We start from the raw sequence: 19279 nt of genomic DNA on the forward strand, positions 1-19279 counted from the left end.
GATGACGCCTCCCGCGCTCGACCGGATCGTGCGGACCTGTCTCGCCAAGGACCCCGACGACCGCTGGCAGTCGGCCCATGACGTCAAGAGCGAGCTCGCCTGGATCGACGAGATCGGCGGGGGCTCGCTCGTCATGATCGACGAGATCAGCGAGGCGCGACTCGCTCCGGAAAAGGCCTTCTTCCCGGTCGCCATCTCGTAGAGCACGCAGCCGAGCGCGAAGATGTCGGTCCGGGCGTCGGCGGGCTTCCCCTCGAGCTGCTCGGGCGCCATGTACTGGAAGGTGCCGAGGATCGTGCCCCGTTCGGTCAGCGGGCGATCCGCCTCCGTCGGCAGCGACGTGACGTCCGCCTCGTCGGTTCGCGTCCCGATCGTCTTCGCCAGTCCGAAATCGAGGAGCTTCACGCCGGAGCGCGTGATCATGACGTTTCCGGGCTTCAAGTCCCGGTGGACGAGCGAGCGCCGGTGGGCGGCGTCGAGAGCGTCGGCGATCTGTTTCCCGAGCTCGAGGACCTGCTCTCGCGGCAGCGGACCGCGAGTCAGACGGTCCGAGAGCATCTGCCCCTCGAGGAGCTCCATGACGAGGTACTCGACGCCTTGCTGGTGGCCGACGTCGTAGAGCGAGCAGATGTGCGGGTGCGAGAGCTGCGAGACGGCTCTCGCTTCGCGCTCGAAGCGCTGCTGGAACTCGGCGTTGCCGGAGAGATGCTCGGGAAGGACTTTCACCGCGACATCGCGGCCGAGGCGCGTGTCGCGGGCGCGGTAGACCTCTCCCATGCCCCCGGCGCCCAGCGGCGACAGGATTTCGTAGGGACCCAGCTTCGTTCCCGCGGCGAGCGTCACTTGAACCCGTCGACGGCGAACAGATCCGAAAGCGCGCGCGTGTAGCCGTAAACGTACGAGCGGCCGTCGGCCGAGAGGAAGATCTGTCCGATGAACTGGAGGCCCGCCGGGTCGCCCGGCGACAGCTCGCGGAGGAGCTCTTTGCGGCCCGTCGAGAGATCGAACCGGTAGATGCTCGCGGGAATCTTGTGGTCGCGCGCGAAGAGATACCGCCCGTCGCCGCTGAACCGGATCGCCGTGAGACCCGAGAGGTCGAGCTTCGGAGGCGGCGGAGGCGTTCCTCCGTCGATGGAAACCGTGGACGGGGGGACGTTTCCCCCGCCGTAGATCGCATACTTTCCGTCCACCGAAATCATGAAACCGGCGACTTGAACGCTCGGAGGAGTGACGGCGCGCGGGAGCCCGTGCTCGATGTCCTGGACGTAGATCCGCCGCGTGCCGTCGTCGGCCGTGGCGTTTAACACGACGCGGCGGCTGTCGGGGAGCCATTGGACCGTATTGACCTGGAGCTTCCCGTCGGAGGGCAATGTCCGGGGCTGGCCCGTCCCGGTCGGCAGGAGGGTGAGCGGGGCATGCTTCTTCATGAGCGCGGTGGCCGCCCATTTCCCGTCGGGGGAGAGCGACCGCGGAACGCCGTCGCCGAGCCGGATGATGGGCGATCCGTCGGTCTTCCGGATGCAGACCGCGTAATTCTCGCCGACCGCCTGTCCCTGCTCGTCGAGAAGGAGCGTCGTGCCGTCGTCGGACAGGTCGTAGGGCAGGGACCAGTCGAGCCAGGAGAGCTCGCGTTCGCGCGTCTGCCCGGGGCCGAGCCCCATGATTCCCTTGCGCACGTTGTCGTGCGTCAGCAGCACCCGGCCCGTCTTCGAGATGTCCCGCAGGGTGAGGCCGCCCGGAACGTTCGAAAGGACGCGCTCCTTGCCGGAGAGCGTCACCGCGCGAAGCGAGCGTCCGGCGCCCGCTTCCGCCGCCGTGAACCAGATTTCCTTCCCCTCCGGCGACCACGACAGGCCCTGCACGCTCTCGTAGTCGCGGGAGAGCTTCCTCTTCTTTCCCGCGAGATCGATCATCGCGACCGCGCCCTGGTCGTCGGTCGGGAACGGATGGTCGAGGAAGGCGATCGTCCTTCCGTCCGGCGCGAAGCGCGGCCAGCTCACGTGTCCCGTCGTCTCGTAGAGGACCTTACCGGCGGGGAACTCGAGTCTGGCCTTCGCGTCGACGTCGTGTTCGACGAGCATGGACGTGCCGTCGGCCGTCCAGTCGGCCCACTGGATCCCGTCCTCGAGCGGGCGCGGAGCTCCGCCGGTCAGCGGAACGACGGCGAGCGTTCCCGCGCACGCGCCGTTGTGCGCCTGCCGGCAGTTGAGCGAGATCGCGGCCTGCCCGGTCGAGGAAACGGCGAGGACTTCGGCCGGAGGGAGCTGGAGCGAAAGCGCGTCGGGGGTCTCCGGCCGCTTGAGAAAGATCTCGGGCGGGAGCCCGTCCCATTGCGCCGAGAAGAGGACCGACTGTCCGTCCGGCGTGAAGCGGCCGGAGCCGATGAAGCCGCGCCGGAACGTCAGCTGGCGGAACACGGGAGCGGGAGCGGCGGCCGGGCGGCCGAGCCTCGCCGCAATCCATCCGAGCGCAAGCGCGGCGGCCACGGCGGCGGCGGCGGCCCGCGGGCCGATCTTCGGAGCGATCCACCCTCGTTTCGCCGGTGCCGCTCCGGATCGCGCTTCCGACGTCGACAGCCCCGAAACCGCCTCGAGGTCGTAGGCGAGGTCGCGCGCCGACTGGAACCGGTCTTCCGGGTTCTTCTCCAGACAGTGCCGCACCAGGCGCTCGAGCGCGGCGGGAACGGCGCGGTTCGTGTCGGACAGGTCCGGAGGTTCTTCTTTCAGGATCGCGGTCATCGTGTCGGCGGCGGTGTCGCCGCGGAACGCCCGGCGCCCGGAGAGCATCTCGTAGAGGACGGCCCCGAAGGAGAAGATGTCGGTGCGGTGATCGGCGCTCCGCCCCCGGACCTGCTCGGGGGACATGTAGCCCATCGTGCCCATCACGGTTCCGGGCGCCGTCCCCGCGGCTTCCACGGTGGGGGCGTTCGTCGCGGCGCCGGCTTCGGCCGTGCCGGTCATCCGCGCGAGACCGAAGTCGAGAATCTTCACGTGGCCGTCTTTGGTGAGGAAGATGTTCTCCGGCTTCAAGTCGCGATGGACGACGCCGCGCTCGTGCGCGGCGGCGAGGCCGCGGGCGATCTGGAGCGCGAAGTCGATCGCTTTGCGCGAGTGGAGGGGCGAGCCCACGAGCCGCGCGCGAAGCGTTTCCCCTTCGAGAAGCTCCGTGACCGAATACGCGACGCCGTTCTCGAAGCCGAAATCGTGGATCGCGAGGATGTTCGGGTGCGAGAGGGCGGCGACCGCCTGGGCTTCCCGTTCGAATCTCGCGCGCGCTTCCGGGTCGTTCGCGAGGTGCGCCGGCAGGACCTTGACGGCGACGTCGCGGTTCAGCTTCGCGTCCCGCGCGCGGTAGACCTCGCCCATCCCGCCGGCGCCGAGGGGGGAGAGGATTTCGTAGAGGCCGAGCCGCGTCCCGGCGGAAAGAGTCATGCCCGATTCAACTTGTCCGGGAGTATATCGTCCGGACAGGCCGGATCAGCGGCGGGGAAACCACCCGTCGACGCGCTTCCGATGCGCCGCGAGGCGCCCCCTCACGTCCTCCATGCGGTCGCCGCCCGTCACCTCGAGGAGCGCCTCGGCGAGCACGAAAGCGAGCATCGCTTCCGCGATGACGCCGCAGGCGGGGAGGGCGGTGACGTCGCTCCGTTCATAGGCGGAGGTCGCGGGTTCTCCCGTGTCCAGATCGATCGAGGAGAGGCCGCGGGCCAGCGTCGAGATCGGCTTCATGTAGGCGACGACGAGGACGTCCTCCCCGTTCGTCACCCCGCCTTCGAGCCCTCCCGCCCGATTCGTACGGCGCCGGCCTTCGAGAAGGATCTCGTCGTGGGCCGCGGAACCGAAACCGCGGGAGGCTTCGATCGCGGAGCCGAACTCCACGGCCTTGACGGCGGGAATCGAGAGGATCGCGCGTCCGATCCGCCCGTCGAGCTTCCGGTCCCACGCGACGTACGAGCCGAGTCCCGGAGGAACGTTCGCGGCGCCGATCAGGATCGATCCGCCGAGCGTTTCGCCCTTCGCTTTCGCTTCGTCGATCGCCGCGACCATCTTCTTCTCGGCGGCCCGATCCAGGGCGCGGAGCGGGGAGGAATCGTCGACCCGTTCGAGGGAAGCAAACGTCCGGGGTACGTCGCCTTCGACGGCACCGAGCGACAGGACGCCGCTCGCGATCCGGATGCCGCATTCGGAGAGGAGCATCCGGCAGACCGCGCCGGCCGCCACCCGGGCGGCGGTCTCGCGCGCCGACGCGCGCTCGAGGACGTTCCGCAGGTCGTCGGCGCCGAACTTCTGCGCGCCGGCGAGGTCGGCGTGTCCTGGGCGCGGCCGGCGGACGCGGCGGGAGGCGGCGGCTTCGGGATCGACCTCCCACGGGTCCATCACCGCTTTCCAGTTGGCGAAATCCCGGTTCTCGATCCGGAAAGCGACCGGAGAGCCGAGCGTCACCCCTCCGCGGACACCGCCGGTGATCTCGACCGCGTCGGTCTCGATCTTCATTCGCCCGCCGCGGCCGTATCCATGCTGCCGGCGCGACATGTCGGACCGGAGGAGTTCGCGGTCGATCGTCAGGCCGGCCGGTATCCCCTCGAGAATCGCGCTCAGCGCGGGTCCGTGGGACTCGCCGGCGGTCGTCAGGCGCAACGTCATCGCGCGGAGAGTCTGACCGATCCTTTTTCAAAAGACAAAGAAACAGGAATAGGATTTCCGTTTGACGATCATGCTTTCGACGGCGGCCGGAGGCGCGCTCCTCTCCCGGTTCACCGCGGCGCGGAAGCGCACCGAGGACCTCTTCTCGTTCATCCGCGACGAGGCGTTCCTCGCGCGCCCCATTCCTCTCCGGCACCCGATCGTGTTCTACCGCGGACACCTGCCCGCCTTCGCGGTCAACACCCTCCTGAAGAGAGCGCTCGGCCGGCCGGGGATCCGCGCCGACTTCGAGACGCTCTTCGAACGCGGCATCGACCCCGCCGACGCCGCCACCGCCGAGAAGGTGTCGATCGCCCGATGGCCGGAGCGGTCCGAGATCGAGGCGTACCTCCGGGAGGCCGGCGAGCGGCTTTCGGCGGCGTTCGAGGCCATCGACGCGGGGGAAGTCGCGGACGTCGATTTCGCGCGCGAGGCCGCGGCGATGTGCATCGAGCACGAGGAGATGCACCAGGAGACCCTCCTCTACATCTTTCACCGGCTCGATTTCTCGATGAAGTGCCCGCCGGAGCGTTCGCCACACGCGCCGCTCGGGGCCGGACCGGCTCCGGAAACGGTCCGCGTTCCGGCGGGAATCGCGACGCTCGGTGCCGAACGCGGCGGGATCCCGTTCGGATGGGACAACGAGTTCCCGAAGCTCGCCGTCGACGTGCCGGCCTTCGAGATCGACCGGAACGACGTGACCAACGGCGAGTACCTCGAATTCGTCGATGCCAGCGGCTACGGGAACGCGCGCTGGTGGGACCATGCCGCCCGCGCGTGGATCTCGGGCGGGAAGATCGCGCATCCTCTCTTCTGGGAGCGGGACGGAGGGCGCTGGAAGTGGCGAACGATGTTCGAGGCCGTCGAGCTTCCGCTCGCGTGGCCGGTCTACGTCAGCCACGCCGAAGCGTCGGCGTTCGCCCGCTGGCGCGGGAGACGGCTGCCGACGGAGGCTGAGATCCATCGGGCCGCGTACGGGACGTCTTCGGGCGAGGAGCGATCGTTCCCGTGGGGAGAGGACCCGCCCGATTCCTCTCGCGCGAACTTCGGGATGTTCCGGTACGATCCCGTTCCCGTCGGAAGCTTTCCCGCCGGCGAGAGCTTCTGGGGCGTGCGCGACCTCGTGGGGAACGGCTGGGAGTGGACGTCGACGCCGTTTTCCGGCTTTCCGGGCTTCCGGGCGAGCCCGCTCTATCCCGGCTATTCGGCCGATTTCTTCGACGGCGCGCACTACGTGATGAAGGGGGGATCGCCCGCGACGGCGCCTTCGATGCTTCGCCGGAGTTTCCGGAACTGGTTTCAACCGCGCTACCCGTATCCGTACGCCACGTTCCGCTGCGCCCGGGACGCGGTGTGAGCTCGGCGGCGACGCTTTCCGCGTTCGCGCTGGACGTCGCACGCGATCTCGCCCTGACGCCGCGCCAGCTCCAGTCCAAGTACCTCTACGATCGGCTCGGAAGCCGGCTCTTCGAGGCGATCTGCCGGCTGCCCTGGTACACGATCACCCGCGCGGAGCTCGGTCTTCTCTCGCGGCACGCCGACGAGATCGCCGCGGAGCTCCCCGATCCGCTGACGCTGACCGAGCTCGGCCCCGGAGACGGGGAGAAGATCGCCCTGCTCGCGGCCGCGCTCGTCCGGGAGCGGGCGGCTCTCGCGACGCATCTGATCGACATCTCGCAGTCCGCGCTCGACCAGACGGAGCGGCGGCTCGGCCGGTACGAAGGCGTCTCCGTGGTCGGGCACCGCGCGTCCTACGAGGAAGGGCTGCGGCGCGTCGCCCGCGAGCGCAACGGCGGCGGGCTCCTCGTCCTCTTCCTGGGATCGAACCTCGGCAACTTCGACCGCGGCGCGGCGGCCGATTTCCTGCGCGCGATCCGGGCGACGCTCCGCCCGGGCGACGCGCTCCTCCTCGGCGCGGATCTCGTCAAGCCGGAAGCGGATCTGCTCCTCGCCTACGACGATCCCCTCGGCATCACCGCCGCGTTCGACAAGAACGTCCTCCTCCGGATCAACCGGGAGCTCGGCGGGGACTTCGACCTCGCGTCCTTCACCCACCGCGCGGTCTTCGATCCGGCCGAATCCCGGGTCGAAATGCGGCTCGTCTCGCTTCGCGACCAGGACGTCTCGATTCCCGCGGCCGGAATCCAGGTGCGGTTCGCCGAGGGCGATTTCATCTGGACGGAGAGCTCGTACAAGTACACGCCCGCGGACCTGACACGGCTCGTCGAGGGCGCGGGATTCGCCTGCCGCCGGCAGTGGATCGACCCCGTGGCTCAATTCGCGCTCGCGCTCTTCTTCGCGGGGTGATCCCGGCAGGGCCGGAACGCGGCTAAGATTCCGCGAGACCGACGAGCGCATGCTGACTGTGGGAACCCGCCTCGCACCTGGCGATCCGCCTTCGCTCCTTCGGAGCCGGAAGCCTCGCCGAAGCCTTGGCGAAGGCGGGTTCGGCGCGACGACGGGTTTGCCATGACGCTCCCGGCCGGCGACAGACTCGGACCGTACGAGATCATCTCGCTCCTGGGTTCAGGGGGCATGGGAGAAGTCTACCGGGCGCGCGACACCCGGCTGGGCCGGACGGTCGCGCTCAAGATCCTCCCCGAAGCGGTCGCCGCCGACCCGGAACGCGTGCGGCGATTCGAAATGGAGGCGCGGTCGGCCTCGGCCCTGGCCGATCCCCGCATCGTCACCGTTTTCGACGTGGGCGCCGAGCGGGGCATCCACTTCATCGCGACCGAGCTCGTCGAGGGTTCGGACCTCCGACATCTCCTCGAGGGCGGTCCCGTCCCTCCCGCGAGAGTGATCGAAATCGCCGCGCAGATCGCCGAGGGACTCGCCGCCGCACACGAGCAGGGAATCGTGCATCGAGACCTGAAGCCCGAGAACGTCCTGATCAACCGGTCGGGCGCCGTCAAGATCGCCGATTTCGGCCTCGCGAAGCAGACGGATCGGTCCTCGGGCGATCTCTCGCAGATGGCGACGGCGGCAGCGGATTCGACGGCCACCGGCATCGTGATGGGAACGGTCGCCTACATGTCGCCGGAGCAGGCTCGCGGCGCGAGAGTCGACTTCCGGTCCGACCAGTTCTCGCTCGGACTGATCCTCTACGAGATGGCGGCGGGAAGGCGGGCGTTCGCCCGTGGCAATCCCGCCGACACGCTCTCCGCGATCCTCAGGGACGATCCGCCCCCGCTCGCGTCCGCCTCTCCGGGGATGTCGGAGCCTTTCGCGAGGATCGTCCACCGATGCCTCGAAAAGGACCCGGAGCGGCGGTACGGCTCGACGAGCGACCTCGCCCACGACCTGAAAGGGCTCGTCGCTTCCTCTCCGTCGACCGTGGCGGCGAAGACGTCGCCGCCCCTTCGGAAATTCGTCATCCCGCTCGCCCTCGCCCTCGCCGCCGCCGCGCTCGCGGCGTTCCTTTTCCTGCGGCATCCGAAGCCGGTGTCGGAACCGATCAATTCCCTCGCGATCCTGCCCTTCGTCAGCTCGAGCGGTAAGGCGGACATGGAATTCCTGACCGACGGGATCACGGAGAGCCTGATCAACAAGGTGTCGCAGGTCTCCGGCCTGCGGGTGATCTCTCGCACGTCGGCGTTCCACTACAAGGGGAGGGAAATCGACCCCGCGAAAGTCGCGAGGGAGCTGGACGTTCGGGCGATCCTGACCGGGCACGTGGCGGCGGTGGGAGACTCCCTCTCCGTCGGCGCCGAGCTCGTGGACGCGCGCGACGGGCGGCACCTCTGGGGAGAGCAGTACAACCGGAAGATCTCGGACGTCTTCGCGATGCAGAGCGAGATCGCGTCGGTGATCGCAACCTCGCTTCGCGGCCCACTGACGGGACAGGAGCAGGGTCGGATCGAAAAGCGCCCGACGCGCAACCTCGCCGCCTACCAGGAATATCTGAAGGGGAAATATTTCTTCGGCCGCAGCAACCCGGGCGATCTCGAAAAGGCCCGGGCCGCTTTCGAGGAGGCCGTGTCGCTCGACCCGGATTTCGCCCTCGCCCACGTCGGCATCTCGGGCTGTTACGGGATCGAAGGGTCCGCGAGCTACCTCAACCCCACGGAGGCATGGCCGAAGTCCCGTGAGCACGCCGAGCGGGCCATTGCCCTCGACGCGTCCCTGCCCGACGCGCACACGGCACTCGCCGCCGTCTATCTGAACCACGACTGGGACTGGGCGGCCGCCGAGAGAGAGTTGAAGCGCGCGATGACGCTCGGGCCGGTCGACCTGTCGCTCGCCGAGCCGAACGACCTTTTTTCCTTCTACCTGGCGGCCATGGGCCGTCTCGATGAGGCCGTCGCCGCGGAGAAGACGGCCCAGAAGACGGATCCTCTTTCTCCCTTCCTCGCGGCGGACCTCGCTCAGGAGTACTACTACGCGAGGAAATTCGACGCCGCGATCCGGGAGGCGCGCCGTGCCCTCGAGCTCCAGCCCGATTCCGTCTTCGGGTTGACGGCATTGGGCCTGTCGTTCGTCATGGAGGGGAAGTCCGAGGCGGGGATCGCGTCGCTCCAATCCGCGGTCGAGCGGTCGGGGGGAGAGTCGTTCAATCTCGGTAACCTCGGGTGGGCATACGGGCGCGCCGGACGGATCGCCGACGCGAAGGAAGTCCTGCGCCGAATGGAGGTGTCGTCTCGGGAGCGCTACGTCGCGCCGTTCGACCGCGCAATGGTCGAGATCGGCATGGGGAACGCGGACGCCGCGTTCGCCGGGCTCGACCGTGCGGTCGAGGAGCGCAATGCCTGGCTGATCTTCCTCAACGTGGAGCCGATGTTCGACCCGATCCGCGCCGATCCGCGCTTCGCGAAGGTCGTCGCGCGCGTCGGCCTGCCTCCCCCGAAGGCGAGGACCTCGTGACGCTGTCGACGGGCGTCAGGCTCGGTCCCTACGAGATCCTTTCTTCCCTGGGCGCCGGCGGCATGGGAGAGGTCTATCGGGCGCGCGACACGCGGCTGGGCCGGACGGTCGCGCTCAAGATCCTCCCGGAAGCAGTCGCAGGCGACCCGGAACGCGTGCGCCGATTCGAAATGGAGGCGCGGTCGGCGTCGGCCATGGCGGACCCGCACATCGTCACCGTTTTCGATGTCGGCACCGAGCGCGGCATCCCTTTCATCGCGACCGAGCTCGTCGAGGGTTCGGACCTTCGACATCTCCTCGAGGACGGCCCGATCCCTCCCGCGAGAGTGACCGACATCGCCGCGCAGATCGCCGAAGGACTCGCCGCCGCGCACGAGGGGGGGGTCGTGCATCGGGACCTGAAGCCCGAAAACGTCCTGATCAACCGGTCGGGGGTGGTCAAGATCGCGGACTTCGGTCTCGCGAAACAGACGGAATCCTCGGGCGATCTCTCGAGAATGGTGACCGCGGCGGCGGATTCGACCGCGACCGGCATCGTCATGGGTACGGTCGCCTACATGTCGCCGGAGCAGGCGCGCGGCGCGAAAGTCGACTTCCGGTCCGACCAGTTCTCGCTGGGACTGATCCTCTACGAGATGGCGGCGGGAAGGCGCGCGTTCGCCCGCGGCAATCCCGCCGACACGCTCTCCGCGATCCTCAGGGACGATCCGCGCCCGCTCGCGTGCGCCTCACCGGGGATGTCGGAGCCCTTCGCGAGGATCGTTCACCGATGCCTCGAAAAGGATCCGGAGCGGCGGTACGGCTCGACGCGCGACCTCGTCCACGACCTGAAGGCGGCGGGACACGACGCACGCACGCCGTCCGTCCCGGTGGCGGCGCCCGGAGCGACGCCCGCCGCGCGGCGGAATCGGATGATCGCGGCCGCGGTCGTCGCGGCGGCGCTCGCGGCCGGAGCGTTCTTCCTCCTGCGGAGACGCGCTTCCGCCCCGGCCGGGATCGACTCCCTCGCGATCCTTCCCTTCGAGAACTCCAGCGGGAAGCCGGACACGGAGTTCCTGAGCGACGGGATCACGGAGAGCCTGATCAACAAGGTTTCGCAGGTCTCCGGCCTCCGGGTGATCTCGCGGGCCTCGTCGTTCCACTACAAGGGGCGGGAGATCGACCTCGAGAAGGTCGGAAAGGAGCTGAACGTCCGCGCGGTCCTCACGGGCCATGTCCTCGCGGTGGGCGATTCGCTTTCCGTCGGCGCGGAGCTCGTCGACGCGCAGGACGGGCGGCACCTCTGGGGAGACCAGTACCGCCGGAAGATGTCCGACATCTTTTCGATGCAGAGCGAGATCGCTTCCGAGATCGCCACGGCGCTTCGCGGGAGGTTGACGGGGGAGGAAAAGGGACGTCTTCAGAGGAGACCGACGGGGGACCCCGAAGCCTATCAGGCGTACCTGAAAGGCAAATATCTCCTGAATCGCGTCGGCCCGGAAGAATTCGACAGAGCGAGAGAAGCGTTCGAAGACGCGACCCGCCGCGATCCGAAGTTCGCTCTCGCCTTCGTCGGCATCTCCGTGACCTACGCGGTGCAGGGCTTCAACGGTTTCCGCGATCCGGCCGAGTCCTGGAGGAAGTCCCGGGAGAGCGCGCAACGGGCGATCGAGCTCGACGGCCAGCTGCCGGACGGGCACGTTGCGCTGGCGGCAGTCCTCCTGAACCGGGACTGGGACTGGACGAGGGCCGAAAGCGAGCTCACGCAGGCGATCGCTCTCGAGCCCGCCGACATATCCTGGACGGTGCCCGAGGACCAGTATTCGTTCTACCTCGAGGTCATGGGCCGCTTCGATGAAGCCATCGCGGTGATGAAGAAGGCCGAGAAATTTGACCCGCTCTCCGCGAATCTTGCGTCCGATCTGGCACAGGCTTACTACTTTGCGAGGAGATACGACCTTGCGGCCGCGGAAGCCCGCCGGGGGATCGAGCTCGATCCCCGCTCGCTGCTTGTGAACTGGGCGCTCGGTCAGATCCTGACGGCGCAGGGAGACCATGCCGGCGCCGTCCGAGCCCTGGAGTCATGCGTCGAGCCTTCGGGCGGATCCCCGCAGTCTCTCGGGCTCCTCGGCTGGGGATACGGGCGCGCGGGTCGAAAGACAGATGCGGAACGCATCCTCCGCCGGCTGGAGGAACTCTCCCGAAGCCGTTACGTCGAGCCGATCGATTTCGCCCTCACGCACATCGGCCTCGGAAACCGGGACGAGGCCTTCGCGTATCTCGACAAGGCCGTCACCGAGCGCAACGGCTGGCTGATCTACCTCAATGCCGATCCGATGTTCGACCCGATTCGGACGGATCCGCGATTCGGGAAGATCGTCGCGCGCGTCGGCCTGCCGGCCTCGGGGAAAACGCCGTGACGCTGGCCTCGGGGACCCGCCTCGGGCCCTACGAAATCCTGTCTCCGCTGGGCGCCGGGGGGATGGGGGAGGTGTACCGCGCCCGCGACACGCGTCTCGGGCGGGAGGTGGCGGTCAAGATACTTCCGGAGGATCTCGCGAACGACGCGGAGAGGATTTCGCGTTTCGAGCGCGAAGCGCGGTCGGCTTCGGCACTGTCTCACGCGCACGTCGTTTCGGTATTCGACGTCGGCCGGGAGAAAGACCGCTTCTACATCGTCACGGAAGTCGTTGCGGGAGGGAGCCTCCGGGATCTCCTCGATCGCGGTCCGCTGCCGTTCCGGCGAGCGCTCGATCTCGCCGTTCAGATCGCTTCGGGGCTCGCGGAGGCCCACGAGAGCGGGATCGTGCATCGGGACCTGAAGCCCGAGAACATCCTGCTCACGAAGTCGGGCGATGCGAAGATCGCGGATTTCGGCCTGGCGAAGCTCGTGGAGACGGAAGGGGCGGACCTCTCTCAGCTTCCGACCTCGGACGGCCTGAAGACCTCCGACGGCCTGGTGATGGGGACGGTCGCGTACATGTCGCCGGAGCAGGCGAGCGGGCGTGCGGTGGATTTTCGGTCGGATCAATTCGCGTTCGGCTCGATTCTCTACGAGATGCTCGCCGGGAAGCCGCCTTTCCGGCGAGCGTCGCCCGGCGAGACGATGGCCGCGGTCATCCGCGACGAGCCCGATCCGCCGGGGGCCGGAGTTCCGCCGCAGCTCTTCTGGGTCGTCGAACGGTGCCTTTCCAAGGAGCCCGCCGACCGTTACGGGTCGACGCGGGACCTCGCGCGCGAGCTCGCGTTGCTGCGGCAGCATCTTTCCGAGGTCATGAGCGGCCCGGCCGCCGCCCCGGCACCAAGCCCGATTATCGGTCGACGACGCGACGTCATTCCCTGGGCGATTGCCGGCGTGCTGCTCCTCGGCGTCGTTGTGCTCGTCGCTCGCCGGGGATCTCACTCCCCGCCCGACGCCGGCCCGATCCGCTTCTCCGTTCCGCCCCCGGCAAACGGCGCCTTCTCGTTCTTCGTGGAGGACTCTTTTCTCGCCGTCTCCCCCGACGGGTCGCGGCTCGCGTACGTCGCGTCCGATCCGGAAGGCGGCCAGCGGATCTTTCTGCGGCGGCTGTCAGACGCCAACGCCCGGCCGATTCCGGGGACCGAAGCCGCCGACTCGCTGTTCTTTTCTCCCGATGGCCGTTCCATCGCTTTCTTCGCCGAAGCCAAGCTGAAGCGCGTCGAGCTCTCCGGGGGCGCGGCCGTCCCGATCTGCGACCTTCCGCTCATCGGCCGGTACTGGTCGGGGACCTGGGGCAGCGACGGCGACATCCTGTTTGCCGGAGTTACGAGGGGGCGAGGGATCTTCCACGTTTCGGCGTCGGGCGGCGCGCCAGCCAATTTGATTCCGGTCGATCTCTCGCGCGGCGAGGCACGCATCGGCTGGCCCTGGTTCCTGCCGGATGGAAGGCGGTTTCTCTACCTGCTCCGCTATGCCGATGGTCATGGGAGCCTCATGCTGGCGGAGCCGGGAAAAAAGCCGCGTCCCGTCATGCCGATGCTATCGGCCGTGCAGTACGTCGACCCCGGTTATCTGATCTTCGTGAAGGACGGAGCCCTTCTCGGACAGCGCTTCGATTCGGAGAGCGGCCGGGTCACCGGCGAGCCCTTCTCGATCGCCGAGCAGGTTCGTTACTTCCTCACGACGGGGGGCGCCGCCTTCGCCGTTTCGCGGACCGGCACCCTCGCGTATCAGTCTCAGGGGGACGTGAGCCAACTGGCCTGGTTCGACCGAACCGGCCGGGAGTTGGGCTCTGTGGGTCCGCACGGGAGGTACGTGACGGTCTCGATCTCTTCCGACGGCCGGCGGGCTCTCTTCGATCGGGCGAGGCCGGGGGTGGGAACGTGGGACGTCTGGTCACTGGACCTCGAGCGTGGTACCGAGACTCCCGTCGTTGCCGCCCCGGAAACCGATGTCTTTCCCATCTGGTTGCCCGACGGAAAGAGCATCGCCTTTTCGGCCGACCGCGGCGAGGCGGCGACGCTCTTTCGAAAGGACCTCGCGACGGGGAGAGAAGAGAAGCTTGTAGCGAACGCTCCGAGCGAAGAATTCCAGATCGCGCAGGACGTCTCGCCCGATGGCCGGTCTCTGGTCTACATGGAGGCGACCCAGCATGGTTGGTTCGATCTCTGGACGTACCCGCTCGACGGCGGCGGAAGGCCGGTCCCTCTCCTCAGGGCGCCATTCCCCAAGAGCGAAGCGCGCTTCTCGCCCGACGGCCGGTACGTCGCGATGATCACCGCCGAGTCAGGCCGACCGGACGTTTACGTGACCCCTTATCCCGGGCCCGGAGAGAGAATCCGTGTCTCGACCGGAGGCGCGCGAGCTCTGCGCTGGAGTCGCGACGGAGAGCTTCTCTTCGTCTCGGGCGACGATCGCTTGATGTCGATACCGATTCGAACCGCTCCTTCCCTGCAGATCGGGACGCCGACGGAGCTCTTCGCCTTGAAAGGGAAATGGCCCTGGCTCGACTTCGACGTTTCCAAAGATGGAAAACGTTTTCTCGCCATCGTTCCCGAAGTCGTCGCCGACGAGCTCCCGCTGAACGTCGTCGTCAACTGGAAACCGGGTGTGGCCGAATGACACTTGCCACAGGTTCTCGACTCGGCCCATACGAGATCCTCGGACCGCATCCCGTCTCGATCGCGCCTCGGCGTGCCTCATGATCATCGCTGGCGAGGAGAACGGCGAACGCCGGATATCCTCGCCGCGATAAGATCCCGCGAAGCTTCGAAGGAGGTTGGAAGTGAAACGAGTCGCGGCGGCATGTCTGGTGGCGGGCTTCCTGGGATTCGGCGCGAGCGCGCAGGAGAAGCCGGCGGAATCGCCGAAACGGGAGCCGGCTCGGAGCGAGCCGGGGCGCAGCGAGACGCCTCGGGACGAGACGCCGAAGCGGACCCCCACGGAACCGCCGAAGGCCGAGCAGTCCGTCACCTCGCATTCGATCGTGATCGGCGGGGCGACCGTCGCTTACACCGCCACCGCGGGAACCTTCGTCGTTCGAAACGAGAAAGAGGAGCCCGTGGCGAACGTCGGATACACCGCCTATGTCCGGCGCGGCGGCGATCCCTCGTCGCGCCCCATCACGTTCGCCTACAACGGCGGTCCGGGCTCCTCCTCGGTGTGGCTGCACATGGGAGCGCTCGGTCCGCGCCGCGTCGTCGTGACGGACGCGGGCTTCACCCCGCCCCCCCCGTATCGCGTCGTCGACAACGCGGAGAGCATCATCGACCGGAGCGATCTCGTGATGATCGATCCCGTCGGGACCGGTCTCTCGCGGGCGGCGGGAGAGGCGAAGGACAAGGATTTCTGGGGAACCGACCCCGACATCGAATCGGTCTCGAACTTCATCAAGGAGTGGGTGACCGAGAACGGCCGATGGAACTCCCCGAAGTACCTCCTCGGCGAGAGCTACGGCACGACCCGCTCGGCGGGAATCGTCGACCGGCTCCAGAGCCAGGGAATGGCGTTCAACGGCGTGATTCTCGTCTCGGTGGCGCTCGATCTGGAAGCGATCTTCAACGCGCCGGGGAACGACCGGCCCTATCCGCTCTTCCTTCCGACGTACGCCGCGGTCTCCTGGTACCACAAGGCGCTCCCCAACCGGCCGGCGAAGCTCGAGCCGTTCCTCGACGAGGTGCGCGCCTGGGCCACCGGCCCGTATGCCGCCGCGCTGATGAAAGGCGACACGATCGGAGACGCCGAGCGCGACGCCGTCGCCCGCAAGCTCCACGAATACACGGGACTCCCGGAGGATTACGTCAAGCGGTCGAACCTCCGGATCGACGAGGCGGCCTTCACGCAGGAGCTGCTCCGGGATCGGGGGGAGACCGTCGGCCGTCTGGACGCGCGCTTCACCGGCCCCACCCTCGACGCGATCGGCCGAGACGCCGAGTACGATCCGCAGAGCGCGGCGATCACCGCGGCCTATACCGCGGCCTTCCTCGACTACTACCACCGGGATCTCGCCTTCGGAAAGGGAAAGACCTACATCATCACCAACTACGGGCTCTTCCCGCAGTGGGATTTCAAGCACAAGGCGCCCGGTGCGCGTTTCCCGTCCCCCTTCACGAATACCGGCCTCGACCTCGCGCATGCGCTGACCGTCAATCCGAACCTGCGCGTGCTCGTGCTGAACGGGTACTTCGATCTCGCGACGCCGTTCCTCGCGACCGAGGAGATGATGTCCCACCTCCTGCTCGCCAAGGACCTGCGGCCGCACGTGGAAATGAAGTACTACGCCGCGGGCCACATGATGTACGTCAACGAGGACGCGCTCAAGGCGATGAAGACCGACGTCGCGGCGTTCATGGATCGAACGAGCCGGCGCTAGGAGTCGTCCGGCCGGCGTCGGCTATCATCGGGTCGACCCGATGAATCTGGCCACGGGAACCCGTCTCCGCCCCGGCGATCCGCCCTCGCTCGCGACGGCGAGCCGTCAGGCGCGCCGAAGCGCCGGCGAGGGCGGGTACGGCGCGACGCGCCCGCCTTCGCCCCGCCTTCGCCAAGGCTTCGGAGGGCGACGGCGGACTTCGGGTGGGCGATGAGTCTCGCCGCCGGAACCCGCCTCGGTCCTTACGAAATCGTTTCCGCCCTGGGCGCCGGCGGCATGGGAGAGGTGTACCGGGCCCGCGATACCCGCCTTGGCCGCGACGTCGCGATCAAGGTCCTCCCCGAAGCGCTCGCCGACGACCCGGAGCGCGTCGCGCGTTTCGAAAGGGAGGCGCGCTCGGCCTCCGCCCTTTCGCACGCGCACGCGGTGTCGGTCTTCGACGTCGGAAGGATCGGCGACCGCCTCTATCTCGTCACCGAGATCGTCGAGGGGGGCAGTCTTCGGGACGCGATCGACCGGGGTCCCGTTCCGCTCCGCCGGGCGATCGACCTGGCCGCGCAGATCGCGTCCGGGCTCGCCGCGGCGCACGAGAGCGGGGTCGTCCACCGGGACCTCAAGCCCGAGAACGTGCTCATCGCGCGGACCGGCGAGGCGAAGATCGCCGACTTCGGGCTCGCGAAGCTGACCGAAACGGCGGGCGACTCCGACTCGCACCTGCCGACGTCGGACGGCTTGAGCACGTCGGCCGGGCTCGTGATGGGAACGGTGGCGTACATGTCTCCGGAGCAGGCCAGCGGAAGGAAGGTCGACTTCCGTTCCGACCAGTTCGCCTTCGGCGCGATCGTCTGGGAAATGCTCACGGGGCGGCCCTGCTTCCGGCGCGCTTCGGCGGCCGAGACGCTGTCGGCGATCATGCGCGACGAGCCGGAGCCGGTGCGCGGCGTGAACTCCGCCGTTCCGCCGCCCCTCGCGTGGATCATCGACCGATGCCTCGCGAAGGAGCCGACGGGGCGCTACGCGTCGACCCGGGATCTCGCCAGCGAGATCGTGACCGTGAGAGACCACCTCTCGGACCTCTCCGCGGGCTCCGGGGCCGCCGCGATCCGGGAGGGGCCGGGGAGCCGCCGGAAACTTCGCGCCGGGGCAATCGCGGCGGGCGCGGCGCTCCTCGGGGCGGCCGCGGTGCTCGGAGTACGCTTCGGCCGGCGTCCGGCTTCGCCGGCCCTCCCGGCGGTGCGGTTCTCGCTCCCACCCCCCTTGCCTTCGCTCTTCTACTCGAGGTTCGACGCGATCGCGCTCGCGATGTCGCCCGACGGCACGCGACTCGCGTTCATCGGCGACCGGACCGCCTCCGCGCGGGAGGTCGCTCCGGCGGCCGAGCTGTCGACGCAGATCTACCTGCGGTCGCTCTCGGATCTCGACCCGAAGCCGGTGCCCGGGACGGACCGCGCGACCTCCATTTTCTGGTCGCCGGACGGGCGCGCAATCGGATTCTTCGCCGAGGGACAACTGAAACGAGAAGAGCTCGGCGGGGAATCGCCGGTGACCGTCTGCGCGCTCCCGCCCGGCAGGCTGATCACGGGGACGTGGGGAGCCGGCACGATCCTCTTCGGCTCGACTTTCGAGGGGATCATCTACCGCGTGCCCTCCGACGGCGGCGCGCCGGCGGTCATCGTCCGCCCCGACCCGGCGCGCGGCGAGACCCGCATGATGTGGCCGCATTTCCTTCCCGACGGCCGGTCGTTTCTCTATCTCGCCGTGCACCGCAACAGCGCGGGGACCCTGATGCTCGGCTCGATCGACGGCAAACCGCCTCGCGCCGTCGGCGAGATGGCGTCCCGCGTCGAATGGACCGCGCCCGGAGATCTCGTCTTCGCCGCGGACGGGGCGTTGTTCGCCCGGCCGTTCGACGCGAAGGCGGCTCGGTTCACCGGACCGCCCCGGCCGCTCGCGCCGTCGGTTTATTCCTTTTTCACGAGCAAGTGGGCCGGATTCACGGCCTCGAAGAACGGAAGTTTCGCGTACCAGCCCCGGGGAAACGTGAATCGCCTCACGTGGTTCGACCGCGCCGGCCGGAACGTGGGAGAGATCGGCTCGTCCGCGGCCGGGGAGATAATCGACGTCGCGATCTCGCCGGACGGACGGCGTGCCGCATTCGACCGGAGCGGGCTCAGTCTCGGGACGTACGACGTCTGGCAGATCGACCTCGAGCGCAGCGCGGAGACGCGCGTGACGTCGGACCCGAACACGGAGTTCGATCCCGTGTGGCTGCCGGACCAGTCGCATCTGGTCTATTCGGTCGTCCGCGACTACCTGCCGCAGCTCGTCCGGCGCGACCTCGCCGGCGGACCCGAGGAGCCGCTGCTCCCTCCCGGGACTTTCCAGGAGGCCCTGGACGTGTCGCGCGACGGCCGTCTCCTCTTCTCGCAGAGCGATGCGAAGGGCGTGTTCGGCATCTGGATGCTCCCGCCCGGGCTCGCAGCGACGCCCTCTCCGATCGTCGTTTCGCGTTACCAGGCGGAGATCGGCCGTTTCTCGCCGGACGGCCGGTTCCTCGCCTTCCTCTCGAACGAATCGGGCGCGGGGGACGCCGCTTACGTTCAGCCGCTCGGCGCGCCCGGCGAGAAGGTCCGTGTCTCGCCGGGGGCGGCGATGCTCCTCCGCTGGAGCCGCGACGGGAAGGAGATCTTCTACACGACGCCCGACGGCCATCTCGTCGCGGTTCCGGTCGAGACGTCGCCGGCCCTCCGCGTGGGGGACCCCGCGACGCTCTTCGCGCTTCCGGCGAAAGGCTGGCGCGCCTTCGACGTGTCGCCGGACGGCCGGTTCCTCGCCGCGGTGCCGACCGTGAGCTATGCCACGGAGCCGATCTCCGTGGTGGTCAGCGGTACCGGCTCACTGCCGGAATAGGGAGCGGCCGCT

Annotated in this window: 10 protein-coding genes; 7 read left to right on the plus strand and 3 right to left on the minus strand. The window is 68.5% G+C overall.

The annotated features are described in order from the left end of the window. From VFS34_02265 to aroC, 3 genes are all read right to left on the minus strand, one after another. On the minus strand, nt 1-843 hold an 843-nt coding region (locus tag VFS34_02265; protein HET9793259.1), incomplete at its 3' end, for a serine/threonine-protein kinase. Beyond that, nucleotides 840-3431: a WD40 repeat domain-containing serine/threonine protein kinase gene (locus VFS34_02270; protein ID HET9793260.1), complete on the minus strand. Its 2592-nt coding sequence runs from the start codon at nt 3429-3431 to the stop codon at nt 840-842. The genes VFS34_02265 and VFS34_02270, both read right to left, overlap by 4 nt. Before the next feature lie 45 nt (nt 3432-3476). Beyond that, nucleotides 3477-4643: a chorismate synthase gene (aroC, locus tag VFS34_02275; GenBank protein ID HET9793261.1), complete on the minus strand. Its 1167-nt coding sequence runs from the start codon at nt 4641-4643 to the stop codon at nt 3477-3479. A gap of 70 nt (nt 4644-4713) precedes the next feature. On the opposite strand from aroC, the gene VFS34_02280 reads away from it, so the two are divergent. The 7 genes from VFS34_02280 (at nt 4714) to VFS34_02310 (ending at nt 19267) form a co-directional block, all read left to right on the plus strand. Next, a complete protein-coding gene (locus VFS34_02280) occupies nt 4714-6039 on the plus strand; it encodes an SUMF1/EgtB/PvdO family nonheme iron enzyme (protein HET9793262.1) in 1326 nt (441 codons plus the stop codon). After that, on the plus strand, nt 6036-6989 hold the full coding sequence (gene egtD / locus VFS34_02285) for an L-histidine N(alpha)-methyltransferase (protein HET9793263.1): 954 nt from the start codon (nt 6036-6038) through the stop codon (nt 6987-6989). Before VFS34_02280 ends, egtD begins: the two co-directional genes overlap by 4 nt. A 162-nt stretch (nt 6990-7151) precedes the next feature. Then, a complete protein-coding gene (locus VFS34_02290; protein HET9793264.1) occupies nt 7152-9545 on the plus strand; it encodes a protein kinase in 2394 nt (797 codons plus the stop codon). Then, a complete protein-coding gene (locus VFS34_02295) occupies nt 9542-11944 on the plus strand; it encodes a protein kinase (protein ID HET9793265.1) in 2403 nt (800 codons plus the stop codon). The genes VFS34_02290 and VFS34_02295 overlap by 4 nt, the downstream gene beginning before the upstream one ends. Further along, nucleotides 11941-14607, plus strand: coding sequence for a protein kinase (locus VFS34_02300; protein ID HET9793266.1), 2667 nt, complete (start codon nt 11941-11943; stop codon nt 14605-14607). The genes VFS34_02295 and VFS34_02300 overlap by 4 nt, the downstream gene beginning before the upstream one ends. A 163-nt stretch (nt 14608-14770) precedes the next feature. After that, nucleotides 14771-16357 (plus strand): hypothetical protein, encoded by a 1587-nt coding sequence (locus VFS34_02305; GenBank protein HET9793267.1) that lies wholly within the window; start codon nt 14771-14773, stop codon nt 16355-16357. A 210-nt stretch (nt 16358-16567) separates the two neighbouring features. Then, nucleotides 16568-19267 carry a protein kinase gene (locus VFS34_02310; GenBank protein ID HET9793268.1) on the plus strand — a complete coding sequence of 900 codons (2700 nt, stop codon included), beginning with the start codon at nt 16568-16570 and terminating at the stop codon, nt 19265-19267. The last annotated feature ends 12 nt before the right edge of the window (nt 19268-19279 follow it).

This window comes from Thermoanaerobaculia bacterium, from assembly GCA_035717485.1.
Classification (GTDB): domain Bacteria; phylum Acidobacteriota; class Thermoanaerobaculia; order UBA5066; family DATFVB01; genus DATFVB01.

What these genes read in the sequence shown, in the direction of transcription:
- VFS34_02290 (HET9793264.1), top strand. Translation starts at nt 7,152, where the DNA reads ATGACGCTCCCGGCCGGCGACAGACTCGGACCGTACGAGATCATCTCG.
- VFS34_02310 (HET9793268.1), top strand. Translation starts at nt 16,568, where the DNA reads ATGAGTCTCGCCGCCGGAACCCGCCTCGGTCCTTACGAAATCGTTTCC.
- aroC (HET9793261.1), bottom strand. Translation starts at nt 4,643, where the DNA reads ATGACGTTGCGCCTGACGACCGCCGGCGAGTCCCACGGACCCGCGCTG.
- VFS34_02270 (HET9793260.1), bottom strand. Translation starts at nt 3,431, where the DNA reads ATGACTCTTTCCGCCGGGACGCGGCTCGGCCTCTACGAAATCCTCTCC.
- VFS34_02280 (HET9793262.1), top strand. Translation starts at nt 4,714, where the DNA reads ATGCTTTCGACGGCGGCCGGAGGCGCGCTCCTCTCCCGGTTCACCGCG.